General features: G+C 62.2%; 12 protein-coding genes and 2 pseudogenes. 4 read left to right on the top strand and 10 right to left on the bottom strand.

The genetic code is table 11. The features are described from left to right. Window positions 1–19: 19 nt before the first annotated feature. Together F474_RS11000 and ssuE are read right to left on the bottom strand one after the other, a co-directional pair. On the bottom strand, window positions 20–985 hold the full coding sequence (locus F474_RS11000) for a sulfonate ABC transporter substrate-binding protein (protein ID WP_097084433.1): 966 nt from the start codon (window positions 983–985) through the stop codon (window positions 20–22). Between the two features lie 80 nt (window positions 986–1065). Beyond that, on the bottom strand, window positions 1066–1659 hold the full coding sequence (gene ssuE, locus F474_RS10995; protein WP_097084432.1) for an NADPH-dependent FMN reductase: 594 nt from the start codon (window positions 1657–1659) through the stop codon (window positions 1066–1068). Between the two features lie 152 nt (window positions 1660–1811). Here ssuE and F474_RS10990 point away from each other — a divergent pair, with 152 nt between their 5' ends. Beyond that, window positions 1812–2834 carry a transporter gene (locus F474_RS10990; RefSeq protein ID WP_097084431.1) on the top strand — a complete coding sequence of 341 codons (1023 nt, stop codon included), beginning with the start codon at window positions 1812–1814 and terminating at the stop codon, window positions 2832–2834. Window positions 2835–2886: 52 nt separating this feature from the next. Then, window positions 2887–3801, top strand: coding sequence for a polyphosphate kinase 2 (gene ppk2 / locus F474_RS10985; RefSeq protein WP_097084430.1), 915 nt, complete (start codon window positions 2887–2889; stop codon window positions 3799–3801). Here ppk2 and F474_RS10980 read toward each other — a convergent pair. Continuing rightward, window positions 3719–4969, bottom strand: a complete 1251-nt coding sequence (locus F474_RS10980) for an MFS transporter (protein WP_116562245.1) — start codon at window positions 4967–4969, stop codon at window positions 3719–3721. The genes ppk2 and F474_RS10980 overlap by 83 nt on opposite strands. A 130-nt stretch (window positions 4970–5099) precedes the next feature. Between F474_RS10980 and F474_RS10975 the strand changes: the two genes are divergently transcribed. Further along, complete coding sequence (locus tag F474_RS10975) at window positions 5100–6446, top strand: PLP-dependent aminotransferase family protein (protein WP_097084429.1); 1347 nt, start codon at window positions 5100–5102, stop codon at window positions 6444–6446. 53 nt (window positions 6447–6499) lie between these two features. Then, entirely contained in the window at window positions 6500–8269 is a 1770-nt protein-coding gene (locus F474_RS10970) for an ABC transporter ATP-binding protein (RefSeq protein ID WP_097084428.1), read from the top strand. 49 nt (window positions 8270–8318) lie between these two features. On the opposite strand, the pseudogene F474_RS22665 reads toward F474_RS10970, so the two are convergent. From F474_RS22665 to F474_RS10875, 7 genes and pseudogenes are all read right to left on the bottom strand, one after another. Further along, a pseudogene (locus tag F474_RS22665) lies at window positions 8319–8459 on the bottom strand (S26 family signal peptidase); the annotation flags it as partial. A gap of 83 nt (window positions 8460–8542) precedes the next feature. Further along, a pseudogene (locus F474_RS10965) lies at window positions 8543–8719 on the bottom strand (MafI family immunity protein); the annotation flags it as partial. Between the two features lie 2236 nt (window positions 8720–10955). Beyond that, a complete protein-coding gene (gene imm2 / locus F474_RS10945) occupies window positions 10956–11309 on the bottom strand; it encodes an Imm2 family immunity protein (RefSeq protein WP_097084425.1) in 354 nt (117 codons plus the stop codon). After that, window positions 11309–11536, bottom strand: a complete 228-nt coding sequence (locus F474_RS23260) for a deaminase domain-containing protein (RefSeq protein ID WP_371916128.1) — start codon at window positions 11534–11536, stop codon at window positions 11309–11311. The genes imm2 and F474_RS23260 overlap by 1 nt, the downstream gene beginning before the upstream one ends. Window positions 11537–11974: 438 nt before the next feature. Continuing rightward, the gene (locus F474_RS10935; protein WP_097084423.1) at window positions 11975–12322 is read right to left on the bottom strand and encodes a hypothetical protein; all 348 of its coding nucleotides are present in this window, start codon (window positions 12320–12322) and stop codon (window positions 11975–11977) included. An 11-nt stretch (window positions 12323–12333) separates the two neighbouring features. Further along, window positions 12334–20316 (bottom strand): filamentous hemagglutinin N-terminal domain-containing protein, encoded by a 7983-nt coding sequence (locus F474_RS22660; RefSeq protein ID WP_097084422.1) that lies wholly within the window; start codon window positions 20314–20316, stop codon window positions 12334–12336. A gap of 30 nt (window positions 20317–20346) precedes the next feature. Next, window positions 20347–22035 carry a ShlB/FhaC/HecB family hemolysin secretion/activation protein gene (locus F474_RS10875; protein WP_305881861.1) on the bottom strand — a complete coding sequence of 563 codons (1689 nt, stop codon included), beginning with the start codon at window positions 22033–22035 and terminating at the stop codon, window positions 20347–20349. Window positions 22036–22289 lie beyond the last annotated feature (254 nt).

The following is a 22289-nucleotide window of genomic DNA, read 5'->3' as shown; positions in this document are numbered from 1 at the left end:
GTCTCCTTTGAGGGCACGCTTATTGGGCAGCCGCCACGTTGGCGGGGGGCGTCCAGATCACGTCCTTGATGGTCAAGGGTTTGGGAATCAGCTTGAGGGCGTAAAAGGCATCGGCGATCTTCTGCTGGGCCTGGGTCACTTCCGGGGTGATGAACCCTGCGCCGAAGCCCTGACGTTTCACCGAAGTGAGGGTGATGGGGGCTGGCAGGCCCAACAGCGGCGCGACCTGATCGGTCACCTGCTGTGGGTTGCCTGAAGCCCATTGGCCCACCTCGCGCACCTGCTCAACCACCGTTTCGATCACCTTGGGGTGATCCTTGGCGTAAGGGCGCGCCGCCAGGTAGAACTGGTGGTTATCCACAAGGCCGGTGCCATCTTGCAGGGTGCGCACCTGAAGCTGCTGCTCGGCGGCGGCCTGGTAGGGGTCCCAGATCACCCAGGCGTCGACGCTGCCACGCTCGAAGGCTGCGCGGGCATCGGCAGGCGGCAGGTACACCGGTGTGATTTCGTTGTAGGCGATGCCGGCTTTGGCCAAGGCTTGCACCAGCAGGTAGTGCACGTTGGAGCCTTTGTTCAGGGCAATCTTCTTGCCCTTGAGGTCGGCCAGCGACTGGATGGCAGACGCCTTGGGCACCAGGATCGCTTCGCTTTTGGGCGCCGGCGGCTCGTAGGCTACGTATTGCAAATCTGCACCGGCGGCCTGGGCGAATACCGGCGGTGTTTCACCCGTCACGCCGAAGTCGATCGAGCCCACGTTCAAGCCTTCGAGCAACTGCGGGCCGCCGGGGAACTCGGTCCATTGCACCTGCACGCCTTGCTCGGCGAGCTTTTTTTCCAGCGTGCCACGGGCCTTGAGCAGCACCAGGGTGCCGTATTTCTGATAACCGATACGCAGGGTGTCGGCGTATGCAAACGAAGCGGATGCCAGGGAAACGGTCGCGGCAAACAGTGCGACCAGCCCCTGACGTATGAAGAATGTGCGCATTGCGCTCTCCTGATACTGATCGGGCTGCCGGCGCCTGCTTCCCGTGATCGGGTCAGAAGGGTGTGGCGATATAAAAAGGCTCAGATGCTGAAATGCGACCTGAGCAAACGGTCATTGAGCACACCCGGCGCTACCGGCCGAGGCCGGCGCGCCAGCGCGCTTGAAAACGTGTCGAGGGCGCTTTCCAGGCGCTGCACGAGCACATCGGCCAGCTGCGGCGCCGCGCTCCCTTGGCCGTAGGCGATCTGGCTGTCATCGGCAAAGATGCCGTGCAGCACCTCCTGTGCCTTGAGCGCGGCCAACACCGGCTTGAGTGCGTAATCCACCGCCAACATGTGGGCGATGCTGCCGCCGGTGGCCAAGGGCAACACCACCTTGTGCTCCAGGGCTCGCTCCGGCAGCAGGTCGAGCAGCGTCTTCAGCGCCCCGCTGAACGAGGCCTTGTAAACAGGGGTGGAGACGATCAACCCATCGGCCCGCTCCACGGCGTCCTGCCATTGCAGCACCGAGGCACTGTTGAAGCGGGCATGCAGCAGGTCGACAGGGTCGAATTCGCGCACCTGAAACGTTGCGACTTCTACCCCTCGCGCCTGCAGCCCTTGGCTTGCCTGCTCCAGCAACACGCCGGAACGTGAACGCGCACTGGGGCTGCCCCCTACGGCTACGACCAACATCGCTTGCTCCACCTTGCGTGACTGAGTGGCGCTCACCTTAGCAACAGATTTTTATATCTATAAATCATATTTATTCATTTGTTTATTTCCGTATCGAATATACCTCTTAGCGCTGTCACGTCACTGTCACAGGCTGGTGATATTTAGCCATCATGCAAACGACCCTCGCGCCCAAGGCAGCCGATGCCGACCCCTATGGCCTGATCTGCGGCTTTCGTTTCCGTGCTGGCCTGGCCGGCGATGAGATGGACGCCCAGGCCACCCTGCACGCCGTGCAAAACCTGCCCGTGGGCGATGAGTTCATCTGGGTTCACCTGAACATGGCGCACGCCGGGTGCAAGCGCTGGATGCTGCAGCACCTGGACCTGCCCGAATACTTTTTCGAAACCCTCAGCGAAGGCTCGCGCTCCACGCGGCTGGAGCACGTGGAGGGGGCCTTGACCGCCGTGGTGAACGATGTGGTGTTCCGGTTCGGCGAGCCCTCCTCGGACATCGCCACCCTGTGGCTGTGCGTGCGCGAGAACATGCTGGTCAGCGTGCGCCTGCAACCCCTGCGCTCGGCCGACCGCCTGCGGTTTGCGGTCAAGCGCGGCGAAACCTTCGACTCGCCGCTGGAGCTGCTGGAGCACCTGATCGACGACCAGGCCGAGATCCTCACCCAGATGATCCGCGACACGCACCTGAACGTGGACCGCATCGAAGACCAGCTGCTCTCCCAGCGCCTGACCTACAACCGCGCCGAGCTCAGCGGCGTGCGCCGAACACTGGTGCGCATGCAACGGCTGCTGGCGCTGGAGCCCAATTCGCTGATGCGCCTGCTCAACCGGCCGCCGCGCTGGTTCGGCGAAGAAGAGGTGCAGGCCCTGCGCTCGCAGACCGAGGAGTTTTCGCGGGTAATCCATGACCTGGCGGCGCTGCTGGAGCGCATCAAGTTGATCCAGGAGGAAATCACCGCCCTGCAGAACGAGCAGACCAACCGAACCCTGTTCACCCTGACCTTGGTCACGGTGCTGGCGCTGCCCATAAATATAGTGGCTGGGTTTTTCGGCATGAACGTCGGGGGCATTCCGCTCTCGGGCTCACCCCATGGCTTCTGGATTCTGGTGGTGATCGTGGCCAGCTTCACACTGCTGGCCGGCCGCCTGGCGTTTCGAAAACGTACCGACACCGATTAGTCACAAGGCGCGCTTAGGCTCGCCCTAACGCCCCCCTCCCGAGGTACGGATCATGGATTCGAACAATCAACAGCACGCCCGCCTGCACCAGGACACCCTGGACCACTTCGACGAAGAACTGGAGCTGGAATTGGGCGACGATCACTTCCAGCTCGACGAATTCTTCAGCGCCGACCTTTCCCATGACCCCGAGCGCATGAAGCGCCGCCACTACTTTGCCGAGCTGTTTCGCATGCAGGGCGAGCTGGTGAAATTGCAGAACTGGGTAGTGAAAACCGGGGAGAAGATCGTGATCCTCTTCGAAGGCCGCGACGCTGCGGGCAAGGGTGGGGTTATCAAGCGCATCACCCAGCGCCTGAACCCGCGGGTGTGCCGGGTGGCTGCGTTGCCGGCGCCCAACGACCGCGAGCAGACCCAGTGGTACTTCCAGCGTTATGTGGCGCACCTGCCAGCCGCCGGTGAGATCGTGCTGTTCGACCGCAGCTGGTACAACCGCGCCGGCGTCGAAAAAGTGATGGGCTTTTGCAACGACCACCAGTACGAGGAGTTCTTCCGCTCGGTGCCGGAGTTCGAACGCATGCTCACCCGCTCGGGCATCCGCCTGATCAAGTATTGGTTCTCGATCACCGACGAAGAGCAAGAGCTTCGCTTCACCGCACGGATCAACAACCCGCTCAAGCAATGGAAGCTCAGCCCCATGGACCTGGAATCCCGCCGGCGCTGGGAGGCCTACACCAAGGCCAAGGAAGTGATGCTCGAACGCACGCACATTCCCGAAGCACCCTGGTGGGTGGTGGAGGCCGACGACAAGAAGCGCGCCCGGCTCAATTGCATCCACCACCTGCTGCATCAGGTGCCCTACGAGGGCGTCGAGCTGCCCACCGTCACCTTGCCCCCGCGTGCGCGCCACGAGGACTACGTGCGCCAGCCGGTGCCTGGGGAGATTCGGGTACCGCAGGTGTACTGAGCCGTTGCGTGCCAGGCAGCAAGCGCCAAGTGGCCAGCCACAGGGCCGCCAGCAACACCAGGCACAGCAGGTTACTGCCCGCCCAGCCCACCAGCCCGATCAGCACCGAGGGCAGAAACGCCCCCAGCGTGGCGCAGACGGCGATGGCCAGGTCATTCTTGCCCTGGCCATCCATCGCCTGGGGCGTATTGCCCAGTGCCTGGGCCAGCAATGCGCCGCCGCCCACGTAGGTGAAATTCCAGCCTAGCCCGAGCACCACCAGCGCCAGCACCAGGCCCAGGTGCTCACTCACCAGGAGATTGAGCGCCGAACTGCCGGCCAACAGCACAAGGCCAAGGCACAACAGCGCCTTGAGCCCGATTCGGCGGATCAGCGCCGCGGTGAAGAACGACGGCGCAAACATCGCGATCACGTGCCACTGGATGGCGCTGCGAATGTCATCGAAGCCGGTGTGCATGTGGTTCATGTGCAGGGAGGCCTGGATCATCAGCAGGTTCATGATGCCGTAGCCCAGGGCAGCGATGGCCATGGCCAGTTTCGCCTGAAGCGGCAGCGGCTCGCCGCCCTTGCGCCGGGCGGGCAGCGGCGGGCGCGGCACCTGCGGCTGCGCCCAGGCCACCGCGAAGGCCAGTGCGGCCAGCACGATGAAGCTGGCATAGCACAAGGCGAAGGCCGGGTAGCCGCCGGCGTCCTTGAGCAGGCCGGTGAGCGCCGGGCCCACGAACGCCGCCACTACGCCACCGGCGACCACCAGCGACAACGCCCGCGCCTTGAGCGTTGCAGGCAGCCCATCGGTGGCGGCGAAGCGGTTGAAATTGGCGAAGGCCACGTACACCCCCAGCGCCGAATGGCTGAGCACCAGTAAGGCGAAGCTGCCCAGCCGCACCGCCTGGTAACCACTCAAGCCTGCCACCACCAACGCCAGCGACCCCAGCATGAAGGCGCGCTTGCGCCCCAGCCGAGCCATCAGCCGCGCCGCCGGGTAAGTGGCCAGCATCAGCAGCAGGAACTGAAAGCCATAGGGCACCGTGGCCAACGCCGGGGCAGGCGCCAGCGCCGCACCGACCATCGCGGCCATGGTCACCGACATCACGGCGGTGGTGAGGTTGATCGACTGGGCTGTGAAATACAGCCAGGTTTTGCCGGGCAAGCGGCGGGGTTCGGGCATCGGGGTCACGCTCAGCGCTCCTGGATGATGGGCCCGGCGATCATTGCACCGCCCTGCGCGCGCAGGGCGAACAGTCGACGGGATTTCCCACGAACTGTTAGGCTGTTTTTTCTAACACTGAGATCAGCCCATGTTTCCCGACCCGTTCCATGCCGCGCTCAAAGCACGCCTGCAAGCCGGTGAATGGCCTGCCGGGCAGCGCCTGCCCTCGATCCGGCAGTTCGTGGCCGAGGGCGATGCCAGCTATCACCAGGTCACCCGCGCCTTTGCCCAGTTGGCCAGCGAAGGGCTGCTCAGCGCACAACCGGGCCGCGGTCATTTCGTCACGCCCTTGGCGCGAGCCTCGGCGGTGAGCGCCAGCGAAGCGCCTGTGCGCATGCAGGGCGATGCGCTGTTCAAGCTGCTGCAAGGTGGCCCGCACCTGACCAAGCTGGGCTGCGGCTGGCTACCGGCGGCCTGGCGCGACACCGAGCTGCTGGCCAAGGCCATCCGCCGCACCGCACGCCTGGAGCAAAGCGCGCTGGCCGAATACGGCGACATTTTTGGCTACCTGCCCTTGCGCAAACAACTGAGCGTGCACCTCAAGCGCCAGACCCGCCTGGACGTGCCGCCCGACCAACTGCTCACCACCCTGGGCGCCACCCAGGCGCTGGACCTGATCACCCGCCTGCTGATCCAGCCCGGCGACCACGTGTTGGTGGATGAGCCCTGCAACGGCAACCTGGTGCGGCTGATCCAGCTGGCCGGCGGCCATGTGGCCGGTATCCGCCGCACCGCAGACGGCCCCGACATCGCGGAGATGCAGCAGTACCTGGCCCGGCACAAGGTCAAGGCGTTCTACTGCAACAGCACCTACCACAACCCCACTGGCGGCAACCTCAGCCCGCATAACGCCTTCAAGGTGCTGCGCCTGGCCAGCGAGCACGATTTCATGGTGGTCGAGGATGACGTGTACGGCGACTTCAACCCGCACCTGCGCCAGACCTTCGCCGAGCTCGACAACCTCGAACGCACGCTCTACGTGGGCAGCTTCTCCAAGTGCCTCTCGGCCTCGCTGAGGGTGGGCTACATCGCCTGCCCGGCGCACCTGGTCGAGCCATTGACGCGCTTGAAGCTGCTCACTTGCGTGGCGGTGCCGGCGTTCTGCGAGCGCTTCGTCAATACCATTCTGGTGGACGGCACCTACGCCGGCCACATGAAGCAGCTGCAGCAAAAGCTCATCGCCCAGCAAGTGCGCACCCAGCAAGCGTTGGCGCGGCACGGCTGGGCGCTGGAGATGCAGCCGCAAGGCGGGATGTTCCTGTGGGCATCGCACCCGCAGGTGGACGACCAGGCCGAGTTGATCGCCCGGCTTGAGCAGCACGACATCCTGCTGATGCCCGGCGCGTCGTTTTCAGTGGGGCGAGACTACCGGCGCTATTTGCGCATCAACTGCACCCACTTCACGCCGGCGGTGGCCAAGCACTTCAAGGTTTGAACCCAACCGCCAACCCATGGCCCAACGGCAACCCAGCCCAGCTATCCCCGACCATGACCGAGACGCCACCCGACACCCTGCCCACCGAACCCTACCGCTTCGTGCTGCACTTCGTGGGGCGCTTTCGCTGGGCTTACCTGGCCATCCTGCTGCTGCAGACTGCGTCGGTGATCTTCACCTTGGGCATCCCCTGGGCGCTGGGGCAGATCACCCGGCTGGTCACCCAAGGGGCGGCACCGCAAGCGCTGGCCTGGCCGGTGGCAGGTTTCGTGTGCCTGTTGGTGCTGGAGATGTGCAGCCTGCGCCTGGCCAGTTGGTTCAACGTGCGCACCCTGCCCCGCCAGCGCCGGGCCGTCACCCACGCATTGTTCGGTTACCTGCAGCGCCACTCTCACCGCTTCATCAGCAGCGAGTTCGCCGGCGCCCTGGCGCACCGTATCTCCGAGGTGTCGATGGGCACCAGCCAGACGCTGGTGATCCTGATTTTTGACCTGATCCCGTTGCTGGTGACCCTGGTGCTGTCGGTGGTGCTGCTCAGCAGCGCCGACGGCTGGCTGGGCCTGGCCATGGGCGCCTGGGCCGCAGGCTTTTTGACCCTGTGCTGGTTCCTGGCCCGCCGCAGCCACCCGCTGGCCCGTGCGCACTCGGCCGCACGCAGCACCACCACCGGCAAGGTGGTAGACGCCGTGACCAACCTCAGCAACGTGCGCCTGTTCGCCCGCCAGCGCTTCGAGCACAGCTACCTGGGCGGTTACCTGGATCAGGAAGTGGCCGCCGCGCACCGCTCGCTGGGCTACATGGAGCGCATCCGCTGGTTGCAGAACCTCTGCGGCGTGCTGCTCAAGGCCGGCATGCTCGGGCTTTCGCTGTGGCTGTGGCAGGCCGGGCGCATCGACGTGGCGACCTTCGTGATGGCCAGCAGCTTGTCGATGGTAATCATCAGCGACGTCACCGGCCTCTCCCGCCGGCTGATGGAACTGTTCGAAGCCTCAGGCAACATCGCCAATGGCGTGCGCACGCTGGTGCGCCCCCACGACATCACCGACGCGCCCCAGGCACAGCCTTTGAAGGTGGAGCGCGGCGAAATCTGCTTTGAGCACGTCAGCTTCGGCTACCTGCCCGGCCGGCCCGTGTTCGAGCACCTAGACCTGCACATCGCCGCCGGCCAGCGCGTCGGCCTGGTCGGCGCCTCCGGCTCGGGCAAATCGACCCTGCTCAACCTGCTGCTGCGCCTGTACGACGTCGACAGCGGCCGTGTGCTCATCGACGGCCAGGACATCCGCGAAGTGACCCAGCAATCGCTGCACCAGCAGATCGGCCTCATCCCGCAAGACCCCGGCCTGTTCCACCGCAGCATTGCCGAGAACATCCGCTACGGCCGCCTGGAAGCCGACGACACCGAACTGCTGGCCGCCACCGAACGTGCCGGCGCACACAGCTTCATCGAGGGGCTGGAGCACGGCTACGACTCCCTCGTGGGCGAGCGCGGCGTGAAGCTCTCCGGCGGCCAGCGCCAACGCATCGCCATCGCTCGCGTGCTGCTCAAGAACGCGCCGATTCTGGTGATGGACGAAGCCACCTCCAGCCTCGACTCCCTGACCGAGCGATACATTCAGGAGAAGCTCGACGAGATCATGGACGGGCGCACGGTGATCGTGGTCGCGCACAGGCTGTCGACCGTGGCGCATCTGGACCGGATCGTGGTGTTCGATCAAGGGCGGTTGGTGGAGGATGGGACGCATGCAGCGTTGCTGGAGCGGCAGGGGTATTACTGGCGGTTGTGGACGCGGCAGCAGCTTGGGGCCGAGAGCGATTTGGCGTAGCGCGGTGCGGGTTTCAACGCACTCGCGAGAGCTTCAACGGTAGGAACACTGCCTTACCCAGGATATTTTCCTCCGGCACCATCGCGCGCAGCTCTGGGGCAATGGCTGGGTCATCCCAGTAACGGCTGTCGTTGGAGTTGTCGCGGTTGTCGCCCATGACGAAGTAGTACCCGGCGGGGACTGCCCAGCTTTTGGTTGCTGCTTCAACCCCAGCAGGTGCTTAAATGGCCCTTCATCCAAATCAAGCCCCACGTCTAGAATCAGCAGAACAGCCTCTTTATATTCTTCGTCCGTTATAGAAATATCATATTCGCAAATATGATCGCACAATATCTCAAAGGCTAGGCTCTCTTCGCTATACGCGACATAATCCAAGGCGCCTTGGAGAAGATCGGAATTTATTCGACCTTCAAATTTTTTCCCAAACCTAATGATACGATCCGCAAACATAAATTTTACTTGATTGGTTTGTAAGGTGGAATTGGAGCATCATCAGGAAATGCAGTAACAACCTCACGTCGTTGCCCGCTTCGATGCTGGAGCCGCGCATGCTGGTCTGGCTGCTGCTGGCATGTTGGGCGTTCTGGTTGTTGCCCAGCATGCCGTCGAAGGTCGCGCCGAATAGGAGCAGGTCGGTGGGCGCAGGGTTGATTTCGATCAGCTACTTGTCAGGGTTACAGGCGGTGGTCGGCAGCCTCTGGACTCGAGCGGTGGAGCCAGCGCCGGGCAGGCTGGTGGTGTCGCCGGGGGAGGCTGGCTATGCTGCCCAAGGCCTCGGAACCAGTATTGGAGCTGGCCGAGCGCAGCGCCCTGTATGTTTCTGACCGGGATCGCCGGACGGGGTAGCGGTAACAGCCGTGCAAACGGCACCCCAGGACGCAAAGACATCCCCTCCCTGCGGAGGGTTGGAAGCCTTGGTTTAAGTCAGGTTCAGGCACACGCTGTTTGGCAATGGGGCTCACGTCCAGTCTCGAGAGCTGCGTTTCGATGACACCCCGCACTCGGCAACCATCGTTGAGCAGTAGAAGCGCTGCTCGGGAGACCTTTCTAGCCTGACCTCCGTCTGCACCTTCCGGGCTTTATTTAGCACCTGATTGAACGTCCTCCTGATTTAGACAGCTGCCAACTGTTGATACAAGCTAGATAGTGGGCGGGAGCATTTGGGGACATCTCGCCATGCAGCACCCGAGTGACGTGCTCTGAGCACGCCATCAAGCATCAGACAGTTGCTCAGGCGTGCCCGCCCTCTACTATGAGTTCGAATGAAGCGATCGGAGACCTCCATCCCAGACCTCCTCCCACAATTCCTAACGCTTTGCCATCCCGGAATTTCTTTCCGTAGGTAGCCGCGAGCCTTACATCGGGATCTTACTCCTCATCCCAAAAATCGCCTGGAGGCGCGTACTCCCCATCCCGCAAGACAACGCACCAACCGTAGCTTCTATAAAACATCTCCAGATCAAGGATTCTGTAAACATTTTCATCAACTTTCTGCAATGTGATCAAACCATTAGAGAAATGCGTATATCCACCGCCCGCCCCTGCAACTGCTCTTAATTCTAGCTCTCTACGATCCCAGTCTGACACGGTACCTAACGACTCAGGTATAGTATCCGAAAATAAAATTTCAAATTCACTTGAAACCCTACAAAAGCAGGGAATCCGCTCTTGCTTGAGCAACTCATCCGTAATCATGTTTTAGGAAAGTCAATATTTAATTTCACCTGAGTGCACTCCTAGGAACAACAACCTCACCTGAAAAAGTTCTTTGAAAGGTATCGACAGGACTAAAATATTGGAACCCATGTGGATCGCGAATAGCTACAACCGCAACCCCATTTCTAGTTGTAACTCCATCTACCAACATCTCCCACCTTGATCGACTCGATAGTGCGGTCGCCCTGAGGCGTAGAAACCTTCGTACCCGCAGCAAAGCAGCAAGACTCCTTCGTCACCGGCGTGGCAGCCCCTCCTTTTGACCCGACCCAACGCCCTCCACCCATTCGAACAGGACGCCACCTAGTTCAGCGGTGACCAGCCCAGTCGTTTGGTCGACCAAGAAATGACCCATCTCCTCCGGGCTTTTCGCTTGAATCTCGTCTATTGATTGGTCTATCAGTTGGGCAGGAATCGGACTGGTCACATAGTCGTAGCCCCAGTCTGCCTTATCGACGATTCCGTCCCAGACACTCTTTGCCGCCCCTGAGAAATCAGGGACTACGTTCGAAACACCATCGGCTATGGCGCCCATACATTCCTGTCGTCAATAGCCTTCAGGCCGCCGATGACTGACCCATCGCGCTTAGCAATAAGACTTGAATCGCGCGCCCTGGCAAACTGCCTAAAAACTCAAGCGCAGGCTGACCGATATTAGCCCGGATCTGCGTATGGTTATTGCTGATGATGTATTGCTTTGCTTTGTCATTTCTAAATCAGGAGCAGGGGTAGAAGCTGAAGGCACCAGTCGATGCATAGGTGCTTCCGGAAGCGCTTGGATCAGTTACCGGTACGTAATAAACGGTGCTCCCAGGCGTCCGACCTGGACGACTTATCCCGCCTGATGGAATTACTGGCCCTTGAGGTGGTTAGTGAAAGGTTGCAGTTTTGGTAGCACGTTAGGACTAGTACTGGCCAGTACTGTGTCTTTTGCACCAAAATATTTTGGGACTATAACTACCATAACGTCTTAACCTATCCCTAATAACTTAAGGTCATCTTTAAGCTCTGCCACCTCATCAGAAGGCAGGCCTTCCAAAATATAAGAGAGCTCAATATCATCTAACAATTTAGAGATGGCATGCAGATGATATTCTTTGACTTTTTCCGGAGAACGCCCTGCCGAAAGAATAAGCGCTGTAACTTCTAGCATTAGCCTTTCAACAGGTAATTCAAATGAATTTTCTAGCTCACCATAGGCATAACCCACTTCACTTTCACCTTCAGCCCATGAGCTTTGGTGGCTTAGCTTGACTTTGCAATAGCTGTAATAGCGCCCCAAAAACCAAGCCCGAATTTCACCATAAGTCACTCTGTCTTCCATTACGGCGTCTTCCTCGGAGGGCGCAACATAACACCCTGATTGTCAAGAATATTAACACTAATATTGGGATACCTCGCCCTGAACTGCCCCGCCACATTCAGACAGCTGGCACAAGCCGCTTTCTCCATGAGGATATTTACTGTTCCTCTGTCGGAGGTATCTCCTCCTAACTGGTGAGCGATATTATCTAGAATTTTGTACTCAGTATCTATTCCCCGATAAACCAAGTCTCCAGCCTTATTAGGTACAGATTGAGCGACAAAATTCGCATTTCCAAAGCCGATAAGCCCCTTACCAGCATCAGAAACTTGGCTGTGCGGCCATCTGTGTAGGTATTCCGGGTATATCTATTTCCGCGACAGCTACGTTACCACTTCGCCGTAAACCAGACGGCAAGCCAGCTCGAACGTCCATGACCCGTTGGGCCATCTGAGCAGTGTCAATCACGGTCGCAGTCGCTCCTGCACCTCCTGCAGGTCCAACCAGCTCAGACGCATAATACGCCCTCTCCACCGTGCCGCCACCGGCAGAAACGCCCCCCCCGGCCGTAATCAGCCCTTTTGCCGTGGCTCCTAGACCAGCGGCGGCCAGCGCATCCTGTACTGCATGGGCGCCCTGGTAGGTCTGGTCGCCCCAGCTGGCCAGGGTGATGTCTCCGGCGGAGTTTACATATTGCGCAACGTCCACCACCGACAGCTAACTTCAGGCTCAAATATCACCCGAGCTTCTGAGGTTGAATTGGGCAAATCAAAAACAACACGAACGCCCGCCTCCGAGCCCTCCTGCAACAGCTCAATAGCTTTAACATTTTCCGAAGAAATAACTGCCAACTCGTGCATAGCAAGTCTTAGCACAACCTGAAAGGATGCCATGACAGCGCTGAAGGAAATATCAACCTCAATCCCACTATCTTTTGACTTCTTTATATAACGAGAAAACGCCAAACTCGGATCCACCTCAACAGGTTCGATACCAAACATCTCTAAAAAATCATTTGTGGTCGGAAACACCATTATAGCAATCCTCAATGAAGCGGTATTAATGTACTGAGCCTACGGGTCCCATCTTCAAGAACCTGGAATGTACTTTGGAAATTCGCAGCTTTACCTGACGGACCTATGAAAAGCGACTCTCTAACTTCAAATCTTCCATACTGGTTGGTAAAAGTATTAACAACGTTACCCTCAGCTTTGGCGGAAAGGGTCAAATGGTCAGTCAGCATTTGACGACCAACTGCATTATCCGGAACACCTAGTCTTTTCATTTCAAGCGCAAGCTGGTTCGAACGCGCAGCATTATGTGAATCACTAGACACACGGCCGAACAAATAATCAAACTTGCCGGGAGGCAAATCACAAGGCCCAGTATTGTGAACCCAGGTCTTCAGCTCCCCAACATAGAACGTATGCCCCACATCGACCGTCAGATTGTATGTCTTGCCCCTTGGCAGGTACAGCTCAAGCGACTCGACTTCCGACGACGTATTTTCGGTGTCGCCGTCGGCCAGCGACTGCAGCAGATCACCCGGTTTCAGATCGATGACTGGAATGAAGTCGCGCTTGGCAGGTACATAAAAGGGGTGGCTCGGCGTGACCAGCAAGGTCTCGCCTTCCGCTGTGCCTGCGCCACGCACACTTTTAAGTTTGAGCCGGTAGATCGGCTGATCCGAACGTTGATGCGTGGCCAGAATCGCAGCCGCGAACGGCTTACCCCCTTTCTCAGGCTTGCTCCAGACAACATCCCCTACCTTGAGCGACTCGATGGCGCGGTCACCCTGAGGTGTAGAAACCTTCGTACCCGCAGCAAAGCAACAAGGGCCCTTCGTTACTGGCGTGGTGGCCCCTACTTTTGACTCGACCCAACGTCCCCCCACCCACTTAACCAACACGCCACCCAGCTCGGCAGTGATCAACCCAGTCGTTTGATCGACTAGGAAATGCCCCATCTCCTCGGGGCTTTTCGCTTGAAGATTGTCTACTGACTGATCTATCAGCTGTGCGGGAATAGGGCTGGTCAGGTAGTCTTTACCCCACTTGAGCTTGTCAAGCATCCCGTCCCATACGCTTTCCGCGGCCCCAATTGGGTCATTAGCTACATTCGAAATACCATCGGCTACGTTGCCAGGCCAATTTACGAGATAATCCTTGGCTCCGTTGGCCGTGTTCGAAAGCACATACCACGGCGTCTTGGCAGGGGCATATCCCGAAAACGTCACATCACTTCGGTCGATGCCCTTGGATGAGAAATAATCAGCATTTACTGCCTTGTCATAGTCTTCCTTAGTCCACCCTCCCTCGCTGTAGGCCTGCATTTGAACCGCGCGCGCATGGTTCTTGTAGTCCAAGTCCCTCAGCCTATCGAGTTCATCGATAGCGCGCGTTACATTTGCCTTGCAGCTTGCGACATCTCCGCCCTGGCTCTCGCAGGCTTTTCGAGCCTTATCCGCCTGTTCAATCTCTCCATGCAGCAACCAGTTATATTGCGTAGCGCTGCTGGTCACCGCCGACGCCACTTCCACACTCTTCTGATCACCGCCCTGCAACGAGGCCGACAGCACACCGATCAGCTGCGAGTTCATCACCAGCAGGCGTTTCTTCTCGTTCGGGTCCATGTCGCCGTAGGCGTCCGACAGCGACTTCACGATCGCTTCGTTCACACCCGCAGCCAGCGCACCCGTCTTGAAGTCACCGCCCATGGCTTCAGCAGCCAGGCCCCCCATCAACGCGTGCAGGCCGATCTTCGCCGCTTTGCCGTCGTCGAGGTCGTACTCTTTGCCGATGTCGCCCACCAGGTTGAAGCCTGCGGCCACGAAGGTGTTCACCAGGCTCTGTTGCAGCGCATCGCCCAGGCTGCCCTTTTGCCCCAGCGCTTTGTTCAACAACGCGGACGTGCTGTTTTGCAGCGTTTGGCCGGCTGCGAACTGGCCAATACCCGACCAGGTGGACAAACCATTCTTCGCGGTAACAGCGGCGGTATTACTCAAGGCACCTGTCGTGCTGGAGGTTTTTGCGACCCCCTCCACGGCGCTCTGCCCAGTCTCGGTGCTGGTCCATTTGTCATACAGCCCGGTAGTCAGCCCAGCCGTGATGCCAGACACCGCATAGCCCTTGAGCGCATCCTTGGCCACCGCCTGCTTGAGCGTCAGCCCCAGGTCGCCGCCGTTGTTGATGAACCCGATCGCCGCATTGGTCTCCATCCCGACCAATACCGCCGTGACGGCAGCATTCGCCCACCCGGCCGCAGCTCCGGCGGTTGTCGCGGTTGCAGCAGTACCGGCGGCCCAAGCGCTGCCGGCGGTCACGCTTGCGCCTGCGCTGCTTGCCGCACCCGCCACCAACCCACTGGCCAAACCTGCCGTGAAGTACGCAATCACAATCGCAATCACCAACTGCGCCGCCCCGCCCAGCCCCGAGTGGCTGTATTTGTACGAGTCGTGCACTTCCTTGACCTGCCGCCAGTCCACGTCGCCGCGGGCCTCAGCCTCCTTCAGCCACGCCATCTGCGGATCAGCCTTCACCATCGCGTCGATCGCCTGGCTGACCGTCTGCTGGTTCACCTGCTTCACGTCGATGTGCAGGCCGTCCACGGCTTTGATGGCCACGGCGCCCTGGGCAATGATCTGGGTTTGGCGTACGGTCTCGTCGGTCTTGCCCTTGCCTGACATCGAGGTCCAGGCCAGGGAGTTGCTGCTCTTCTCGTGGCTCTCTTGGTGCAGGTCCTTCACCGCTTCGAAGGTGATCGCCCCGCCACTGTCGAGGGTCAGGTTCTTCGCGGTTTCAAGGCGGGCACCTTGGTAGGTCTGGTCGCCGCCGCTGGCCAGGGTGATGTCTCCGACGGCCTTGACCTGGCTGCCGATATTGGTGACATCCGTTACTTCGTCGCGCTTGGTCTTCTTGCTGCCGAAGCTGCCCTTCTTCTTCATGTCGTACAGCGAGTAGTCGCTGTTCTGCGCGGCCAGCACGTTCAGCTGGTCGCCGGCGTACACGTAGGCTTCACCGCCGGCATCGATCTGGCTGGCCACCAGGGTCAGGTTCTGCCCGGCCTTGGCGGTGACGTCGCCGCCGGTTTCTACGGTGGTGGCCACCTGGCTGATGTGGTCTTCCTGTTGCTTGACCTTCTTGCCATGCCCTTTGTAGTTGTACGCACTGGCCGTTTCGTTCGCGGCCGAGGCCAAGTTCAGGTCGTTACCTGCCTCAAGGCTTGCGTTGCCACCCGCTTTCAGATGGCTGGCCACCACACTCAGGTCATTCCCTGCCTTCACGCTCAGGTCCGTCCCGGCGGTCACTTCGCTGGCGTGCTGGGTGGTGTTGCTCTGGCTGAAGCTGTGGCGTTTGTCTTGCCGGCTGCTGCTGTTGGTTTCTTCAGCGGCGGCGATCAACACGTCGTTGGCGGCGGTGAGGGTGGCCTTGCCGCCGGCTTGCAGGGCGCCGCCGACGTTGTTGATGTCGTGGCCGGCGGTGAGGGTCAGGTCGTTGCTCGCTTCGATGCGGGCAGCGTTGTCGACCACGCTGGTGCGCTGGCTGAAGCCTTGGCCGCTGGCTTCGGTGCTGGCGATGCTGCGTGCGTTGTTGATGTCGCCGGTCAGGGTGGTCACGCTGACGTCGCGGCCCTTGAGGATGCCGCCGGCGCGGTTGCTGACGCTGCCGCCGGCGGTGAGGTCCAGGCGTTGCCCGGCTTGCATCAGGCGGCTGTTGGCAAGGTCGTTCACCGCTTGCACGGTGAGGTTGTCGCTGGCCTTGAGGGTGCCGCTGTTGCTGAGGTTTTCCCCGGCGATCAGGGTCACGTCGCGGCCTTGTACCAGGGCGCCGCTGGGGGCGAGGCGGTCGTTGGCGTTGGCCAGGTACAGCACCGGCACCAGCACGTGCTCGCCGTTCACCACTTGGTCTTGCATCCACACGATGTCGTGGGTGAGTGCGGCGACCTGTTCAGAGGTGAGCGCCACGCCCACGCTCAGGTTCAGCGCCTGTTTGCTGGCCAGGGCGTTGTCCATCAGGTACTTGAACTGCGCCTCGTTGCTGGCCATGCCGTCGAGCAGGGCCTGGCCGGTGCGGGCGGTGATGGCTTGCTGGACGAGGCGTTGCTCGTAGAGGCCGTCGCCCAGGCGCTTCCAGTTGCTGTCAGGGTTGTAGTCGAGCAGGCCGAGCAGGTAGTCCGAGCTCATGAACTGGCGCATGTCGGTGAGCGCCGGGTTGGTTTCGATCAGGTAGCGGTGCGGAATGGCCGGGTTGGCCGCAGCAGTCACGCCGCTCACCCCCGTGGAGGTGCTGGGGTCGCTCAGGCGGAACAGGCCGTTGTCGCCGCTGGGCAGCACGAAGCCGGGCAGCGTGGTGGGGTTCACCTGTTGCTGGGCGAGGTCCGGTGGCAGTTGGGCGTTGAGCTGCACCACCAGTGGCTGGGTAACGCCGTCGGCGGTGGTGCTGGCCACTTGGTTGGCACCGGCGCTGCTGGCCTGGTGCTCGACCACGTTGCTGATGTTCTGGCTGCCGCTGATGCGTACGCTACCGGCGGCTTGGATCACGGCATTGGAAGCGGTGCCGTTGTCGGTGACGGTGGAGATGTCGCTGACCAGGCGCCACTGGTTGAGCGCGGCCAGTGGCAGGGTTTTGGGCAGCGCCTGGCTGTTGTAGGGGTAGATGTAGGCGCCGCGGAAACGATCATCGGTGCCGTCGGTGATGCGCCCGGTGTTCCAGGTGCGAGTGCGTTCGGTGGTGCTGCTGGCGGCCCCTTCGTTGGTGACGTTGTCAGCGGTGACCGTGATGTCGCCGTTGGAGGCGATGGTGCTGTAGCGGTTGGCCAGGGTGCTGGCTTCTACGGTCAGGTTGCCGCCGCTTTGCAGGGTGGCGGCCGGGGAGTCGTCGGTCACGCGGCTTTCGTAGGTTTCATGGGCCACGTAGTCGACGTTGTGGTGGTCGCCGCCGCAGTCGTAGCAGGTCACCGAGAGGTTGCCAGCAGTGAGTTCATCGACGCTGTTGAAAACGTCTTTGCGGTTGGTGACGGTATTGGCCTGCAGCGCCATGGCAGCGCCGGATTCCAGTGTGCCGGAGATGTTTTCCAGGCTGTCGGCGCGGCTGGTACCATCGGCGCCGTTCACACTCATTGCACCGAAGCTGTAGAAGTTGCCGTAGCGGTTGGTCAGGGCGCGGGTGTGCAGGGCCATGCTTTGCCCGCTGAAGATCAGGCCGTGATCGTTGAGCAGAGTGTCGGTAAAGCTTTCCAGGGTGGTGGCGCTGCCGAGGGTGCCACGGTTGGTGACGGCATTGGCGCGCAGCAGCATGGCGCCGCCGGCGGTTGCGCGGCCGGCGTTTTCGAAGGTGCCGGTGATGTTCAGGTTGCTGGTGGTGCCCGCCGCGAGGGTGGCGGTGCTGGCCAGGCTGGCGCTGGCGGCGGTGAGTGCCAGGGCGCCGGCAGCATCGGCCTTGCCGGCACCGCCGTAGGCGCCGGTCAGGTTCAGGCCAAGGTCGCCGTTGGTGGCGATTTCACCGTCGTTTGCCCAGTCGCGGCCTTGGCCGGTGAAGCCGCTGGTGGCCAGCAGCTTGCCGCTGGCGGTCTGAGTGAGGGTGGTGACGTCCACGCTCAGGGTGCTGGCCTGGATGGCGGTGCTGTTGGTCCAGCTGTCGCCTTGCAGGTTCAGCGCGCCCTGGGTGGTGAGGCTGCCCCCGGCGTTGTCGAGCAGGGCCAGGGCAATGCCCACCTGGCCGCTGCCGACGTGGGTGATCTGGCCACCGCCATTGCTCAGGCTGGCGGCCGCCACGGTGAGGTTGTCGTTGGCCGTTTCCAGGGTGCCGTTCTGGTTGTCCAGCTGGCCTTGCAGGTTCAGCTGGGTGTTGCCGCTGCGGCCCAGGGCGCGGGCCTTGCCGGCATTGTTGTTGAGCGAGCCGGCGCTGAGGCTCAGGGTTTGGGTGCTTTCGAGGATGCCGTTCTGGTTATCCAGGGCGCCGGCCAGCTGCGCTTCGATGCGATTGGCGGCCACCTGGCCGTGGTTGGCGAAGCTGTCACCAACGACCTTGAGCAGGCCTTGGGCGGCCAGGGTGCCGGTGCCGTTGTCGAAGTTTGCAACGGTCAATTGGGCGTCGCCGCTGCGGGCAACCAAGCTGCCGCCCTGGTTGCTGGCGCTGCCTCCGGCCAGGCTGAGGGCCTCGCCTTGGGTGGTGCCGCCGCTGTTATCGAACTGCCCGGCGCTGATGGCCACTGTGCCAGCCTGGCTGTAGAGCAGGCCGCCGTCGGTGTTGGCCAGGGCGCCTGCCGTCACGAGCTTGAGCAGGCTGGCGCTGGCGGTGGTGCCGTTGTGGCTGTTGTCGAAGCTATCGGCCAGCAGTTGCAGGGCGCCAGCGCTCTTGAGGCTGCCACCCTGGTTGCTGAAGGCTGCGCCGGTGTTGTCGACGGCCAACTCGGTGGCGCTGTAGACGCTGCCTTGGTCGTTGTGGCTGTCGCCGCTCAGGATGAGGTTGGCCAGGCCCTGGGCCTGGATTTTGCCACCGCTGTTGTCAAAGCCATGGGCGGTGAGGTCGAGCGTGGTGCCGGCATCTATCAGGCCTAGGCTGGCATTGAGCAGGGCGGTGCTGGTGGCCAGGGTCAGCGCGGTGCCGCTGGAGATCACCCCGTTGCTGTTGTCCAACCGCTCAGCACTGGCGTCGAGGGCGTTTTGCGCAACCAGGGCGCCTTGGTCGCTGTTGTCCAGGGTGCCGGTGAAGGTGGCTTTCACGTTCCCGCCAGCGCTGGCAACGGTGCCGCTGCGGCGGTTGTCGAGGTGCTGGCCGGCCAGCGTGACGCCTTGGCGGCCCGATAGCACGCCGGCTCGGTTATCCAGCGTGCCGGTGGCCTTCGCATCGAGGTCACGCCCAGCAATCACCTTCCCACTGTTGGCGATCTCCCCCGCGCGCAACACCACGTCTGCCGTGGCATTACGGCTGTTGTCCGGGTTCACCCCGGCTTCTACCGTGCTGCCGTTGCTCAGCGTGCCGCCGGCGGTCAGGTTGATGTTGCCGGCGGCGGCGAGGGTGCCGCGGTTCGCCAGTGCATCGTCGGCGCGGGCGGTGACGTTGCCGCCGGCGTAGGTGGGGCCGTTGAGCTCCACGCTGCGGCCGTGGGCGTCGATGTTGCCGCTGGCAGCGGCCTGGGCCACGCTCAGGTGGCCGTTGGCGTCGAGCTGGATGTCGCCGGCGCTGGCGGCCAGGTTGCCGTCGAGCTTCACGCCCACACCGGCTTCGGTGCCCACCAGGCGGATGGTGTTGGCATACATGCCGCCCAGGGCGGAGGCGTCTACCGCAAGCGTGGGGGCGTTGCCGTCAGCGGCGCGGGCGGTGGCGTCCAGGGTTTCGGCGTCGACGTCGTTCTTGCCGGTGACCAGCGCCAGTTTGCGCGCGTGGATTTCGCCGTTGATCTTCGCCGAGCGGGTGATGATCTCGAACTGGTCGATATTGCTGGCGTCTAGCCCGGTGCCTTCGATGCTCACCTGGCCGCCGTCGACCTGGTAGTGGTCGAGCTTGCCGTTGCTATCGAGCACTGGCTTGCCGGTGGTGAGGGTGGCGCGTGGGGTGTTGATGAAGCCGCAACCGTTGCAGGTCACGCCGTAAGGGTTGGCAACGATGACCCGCGCTGCTTGCCCGGCCACTTCCGTGTAGCCGTTGAGCTGGCTGGGGGTGCCGCCATTCACTTCGTTGAGGATGGTGCCGGCGGCGCGGCCCTGCAAATTGGCGTTGCCGACGATGATGCCGCCCAGCTGAGTGGCCTGCACGTTGCTGGTGGCGTTGTTGAGGATCACCCCTTCCTGGCCGACGTTGTAGGCCTGGAACTGGTTGTGCGACAGGCCGCTGGCGTTGGGCGCAGCGATATTGACCACCGGCACGCCGTTACCGGCCTGGGTCACCTGGGTGGCGCCGTTGCTCACCACGATACCGGTGGCGCCCTGGGCCCAGATGGGCTGCCAGAACAGGGCGTTGATCAACAGCAGCGCAATGCCGCGCTTGGGCAGGCCCCAGAAGGTGGCTGGGCGAGGGTGGGCGTCCATGTCGTGTCCTTTAAAGAGCGGTAAACGGGGTTACAGGAAAAAATCGACGCTGAAGTACAGCGGGTGCTCGCGTTTGGGCAGCGCCTCGGGGCGCTCCAGCGAGCGGGCCAAGGTGAGGCTTACGGCCACATGCTGGCCACGGGCGAACAGCTCGAAAGCGTTACCAGTGACCCGGCCGCTGGCGCCGCTGTTGTAGCGGCCGTGTTCGATCACGCCCTGGTCATAGCCGATGCCGGCGCCGTACTGCTGGAACAGCGGCTGCAGCGAAGGCTGGGTGACCGGGCGCACCCAGCGCAGGTCGTTGCGCCAGTAGCCGCCGGAGTCGCCGGTCAGGTACTGGTCTTTCAGGCCACGCACCGAGGCCTGGCCGCCCAGGCTCATGCGCTGGGGGCTGTAGAGGGCGTCTTCGCTGTGTTGCCAGGTGCCAAGGCTTGTGAATTGCAGGCGCTGGCCAAAAAGGTCGAAGCCCTGGAGGTAGCTGAGGGTGCCGGTGTATTTGTTGTAGCGCGCAGTGGGCACGCCCGGGCCGGGGTTGCCGTCGCCCTGGGCGTCGAAGGCGCCGATGCCGTGCTGCCAGCCCAGGTCGAGGTTGACGAACGCGGTGCCGATGCGCCGGCCGTGGTTGAAGCCCAGCTGCGCTTCGGTGATGCGGTTGCTGCTCTGGATCAGGCGGGTGTCGTCGATGTAGCTGTTGGTGCGCAGCACTGAAAGGCCGGTGCTCAGGGAGGTCTTGCTCAGGGCGTCGCGGTGGATCACCCGCTCGGCGCGGGCGCTGTGGTTCTGGCTGTCGCCGGTCTGGGCGAAGGTCAGGCCCTGGGCGTCGAACTTGGAGCGGTAGTCGCTCTGGCTGTAGTTGTAATCGAAGGTCCACCAGCCCCACGGCAGGTTGTAGTCGATGCTGCCGTTCTTCGAGGCGCGGGTGCGGTCGCTCACCGCATCGTGGCCGCCACGCAGGCGCAGCTGGTCGGCCAGGCCCAGCAGGTTGTCCCACTCCAGGCTCGCGCCCCACTGCTGCTCGCCGGTGCTGCGCTGGCCGTTGTTGTTGCGCGAGAGCGAAGCGCGCCAGGGCTTGGCCGGGGTGTTCTTGACCTGCACCTGGCTGCCGCCCACTTGCTCGCCGGGCAGCAGGTCCATCTGCACCTGGTTGGAGGGCAGGCGGTTGAGCTGGTCGACCATCTGCTCGATTTCCCGCAGGTTCAGCGGCTGGCCTTCGCGGCCCGGGAAGGCCATGCCCACTTCACGGGGCAAGAGCTGGCTGCCTTCGGCGGGCGCCACGCCTTCAAGGCGGCCTTCGACCACTTGCACCCGCAGCACACCGCTGCCCAGGTCTTGCTGAGGCAGGTAGGCGCGGCTGGTCACATAACCCCGGGCGATGTATTCGGCGGTGATGGCCTTGAGCAGGTCGTTGAGCTGCGGCACGCCTACGCATTGGCCTTCGTAGGCCGCCACTACCCGGCGCTGGGTGGCCAGGGGCAGCAAGGTGATGCCGTCGAGTTGCACGCGCTCGATGGTGAAGCAGCGGGCAGGCGCCGTGCTCGGCGCGGCGGGGGCAGCTTTTTGTTCGCCAGGCAGGTTGCGCAGGTCGTCGAGGCGGCGCTGCTGGTCATCGAGCAAGCGCTGCTGGCGTTCGAGCAGCAGGTCTTGTTCGCCAGGCGTGGGGGCAGCGTGGGCGGCCAGGCTGGCGAGCAGGCAGGCGGCAGCGACGGCGAAGTGTTTCATCATACTTCCGTGTAATATCAAAGCGGCATCATTTGAGGGGCGGCATTCTAGTAGCTCATGCCGTTGAGGCCCAGCCCGTTCGTCAGGTGTTTCATTGTGGATACATTTGCCGCGTCGCCGAATTGAGAACCGGCGCACAATCCCTGCCGTTCAGTTGGCAGGCCCGCGCCGGGGCAGGCGTATCAGGTGGGGGGCGTTGAAGCGAGGCGGGGGAAGCCGGCGGCAATGGCAGGCCGTAGCAGCCAAGGAAGGGG

The organism is Pseudomonas sp. URIL14HWK12:I12, assembly GCF_003097135.1.
Classification (GTDB): domain Bacteria; phylum Pseudomonadota; class Gammaproteobacteria; order Pseudomonadales; family Pseudomonadaceae; genus Aquipseudomonas.
The sequence above is the reverse complement of the archived record's forward strand: the minus strand, read 5'-3'. Positions and strand labels throughout refer to the sequence as shown.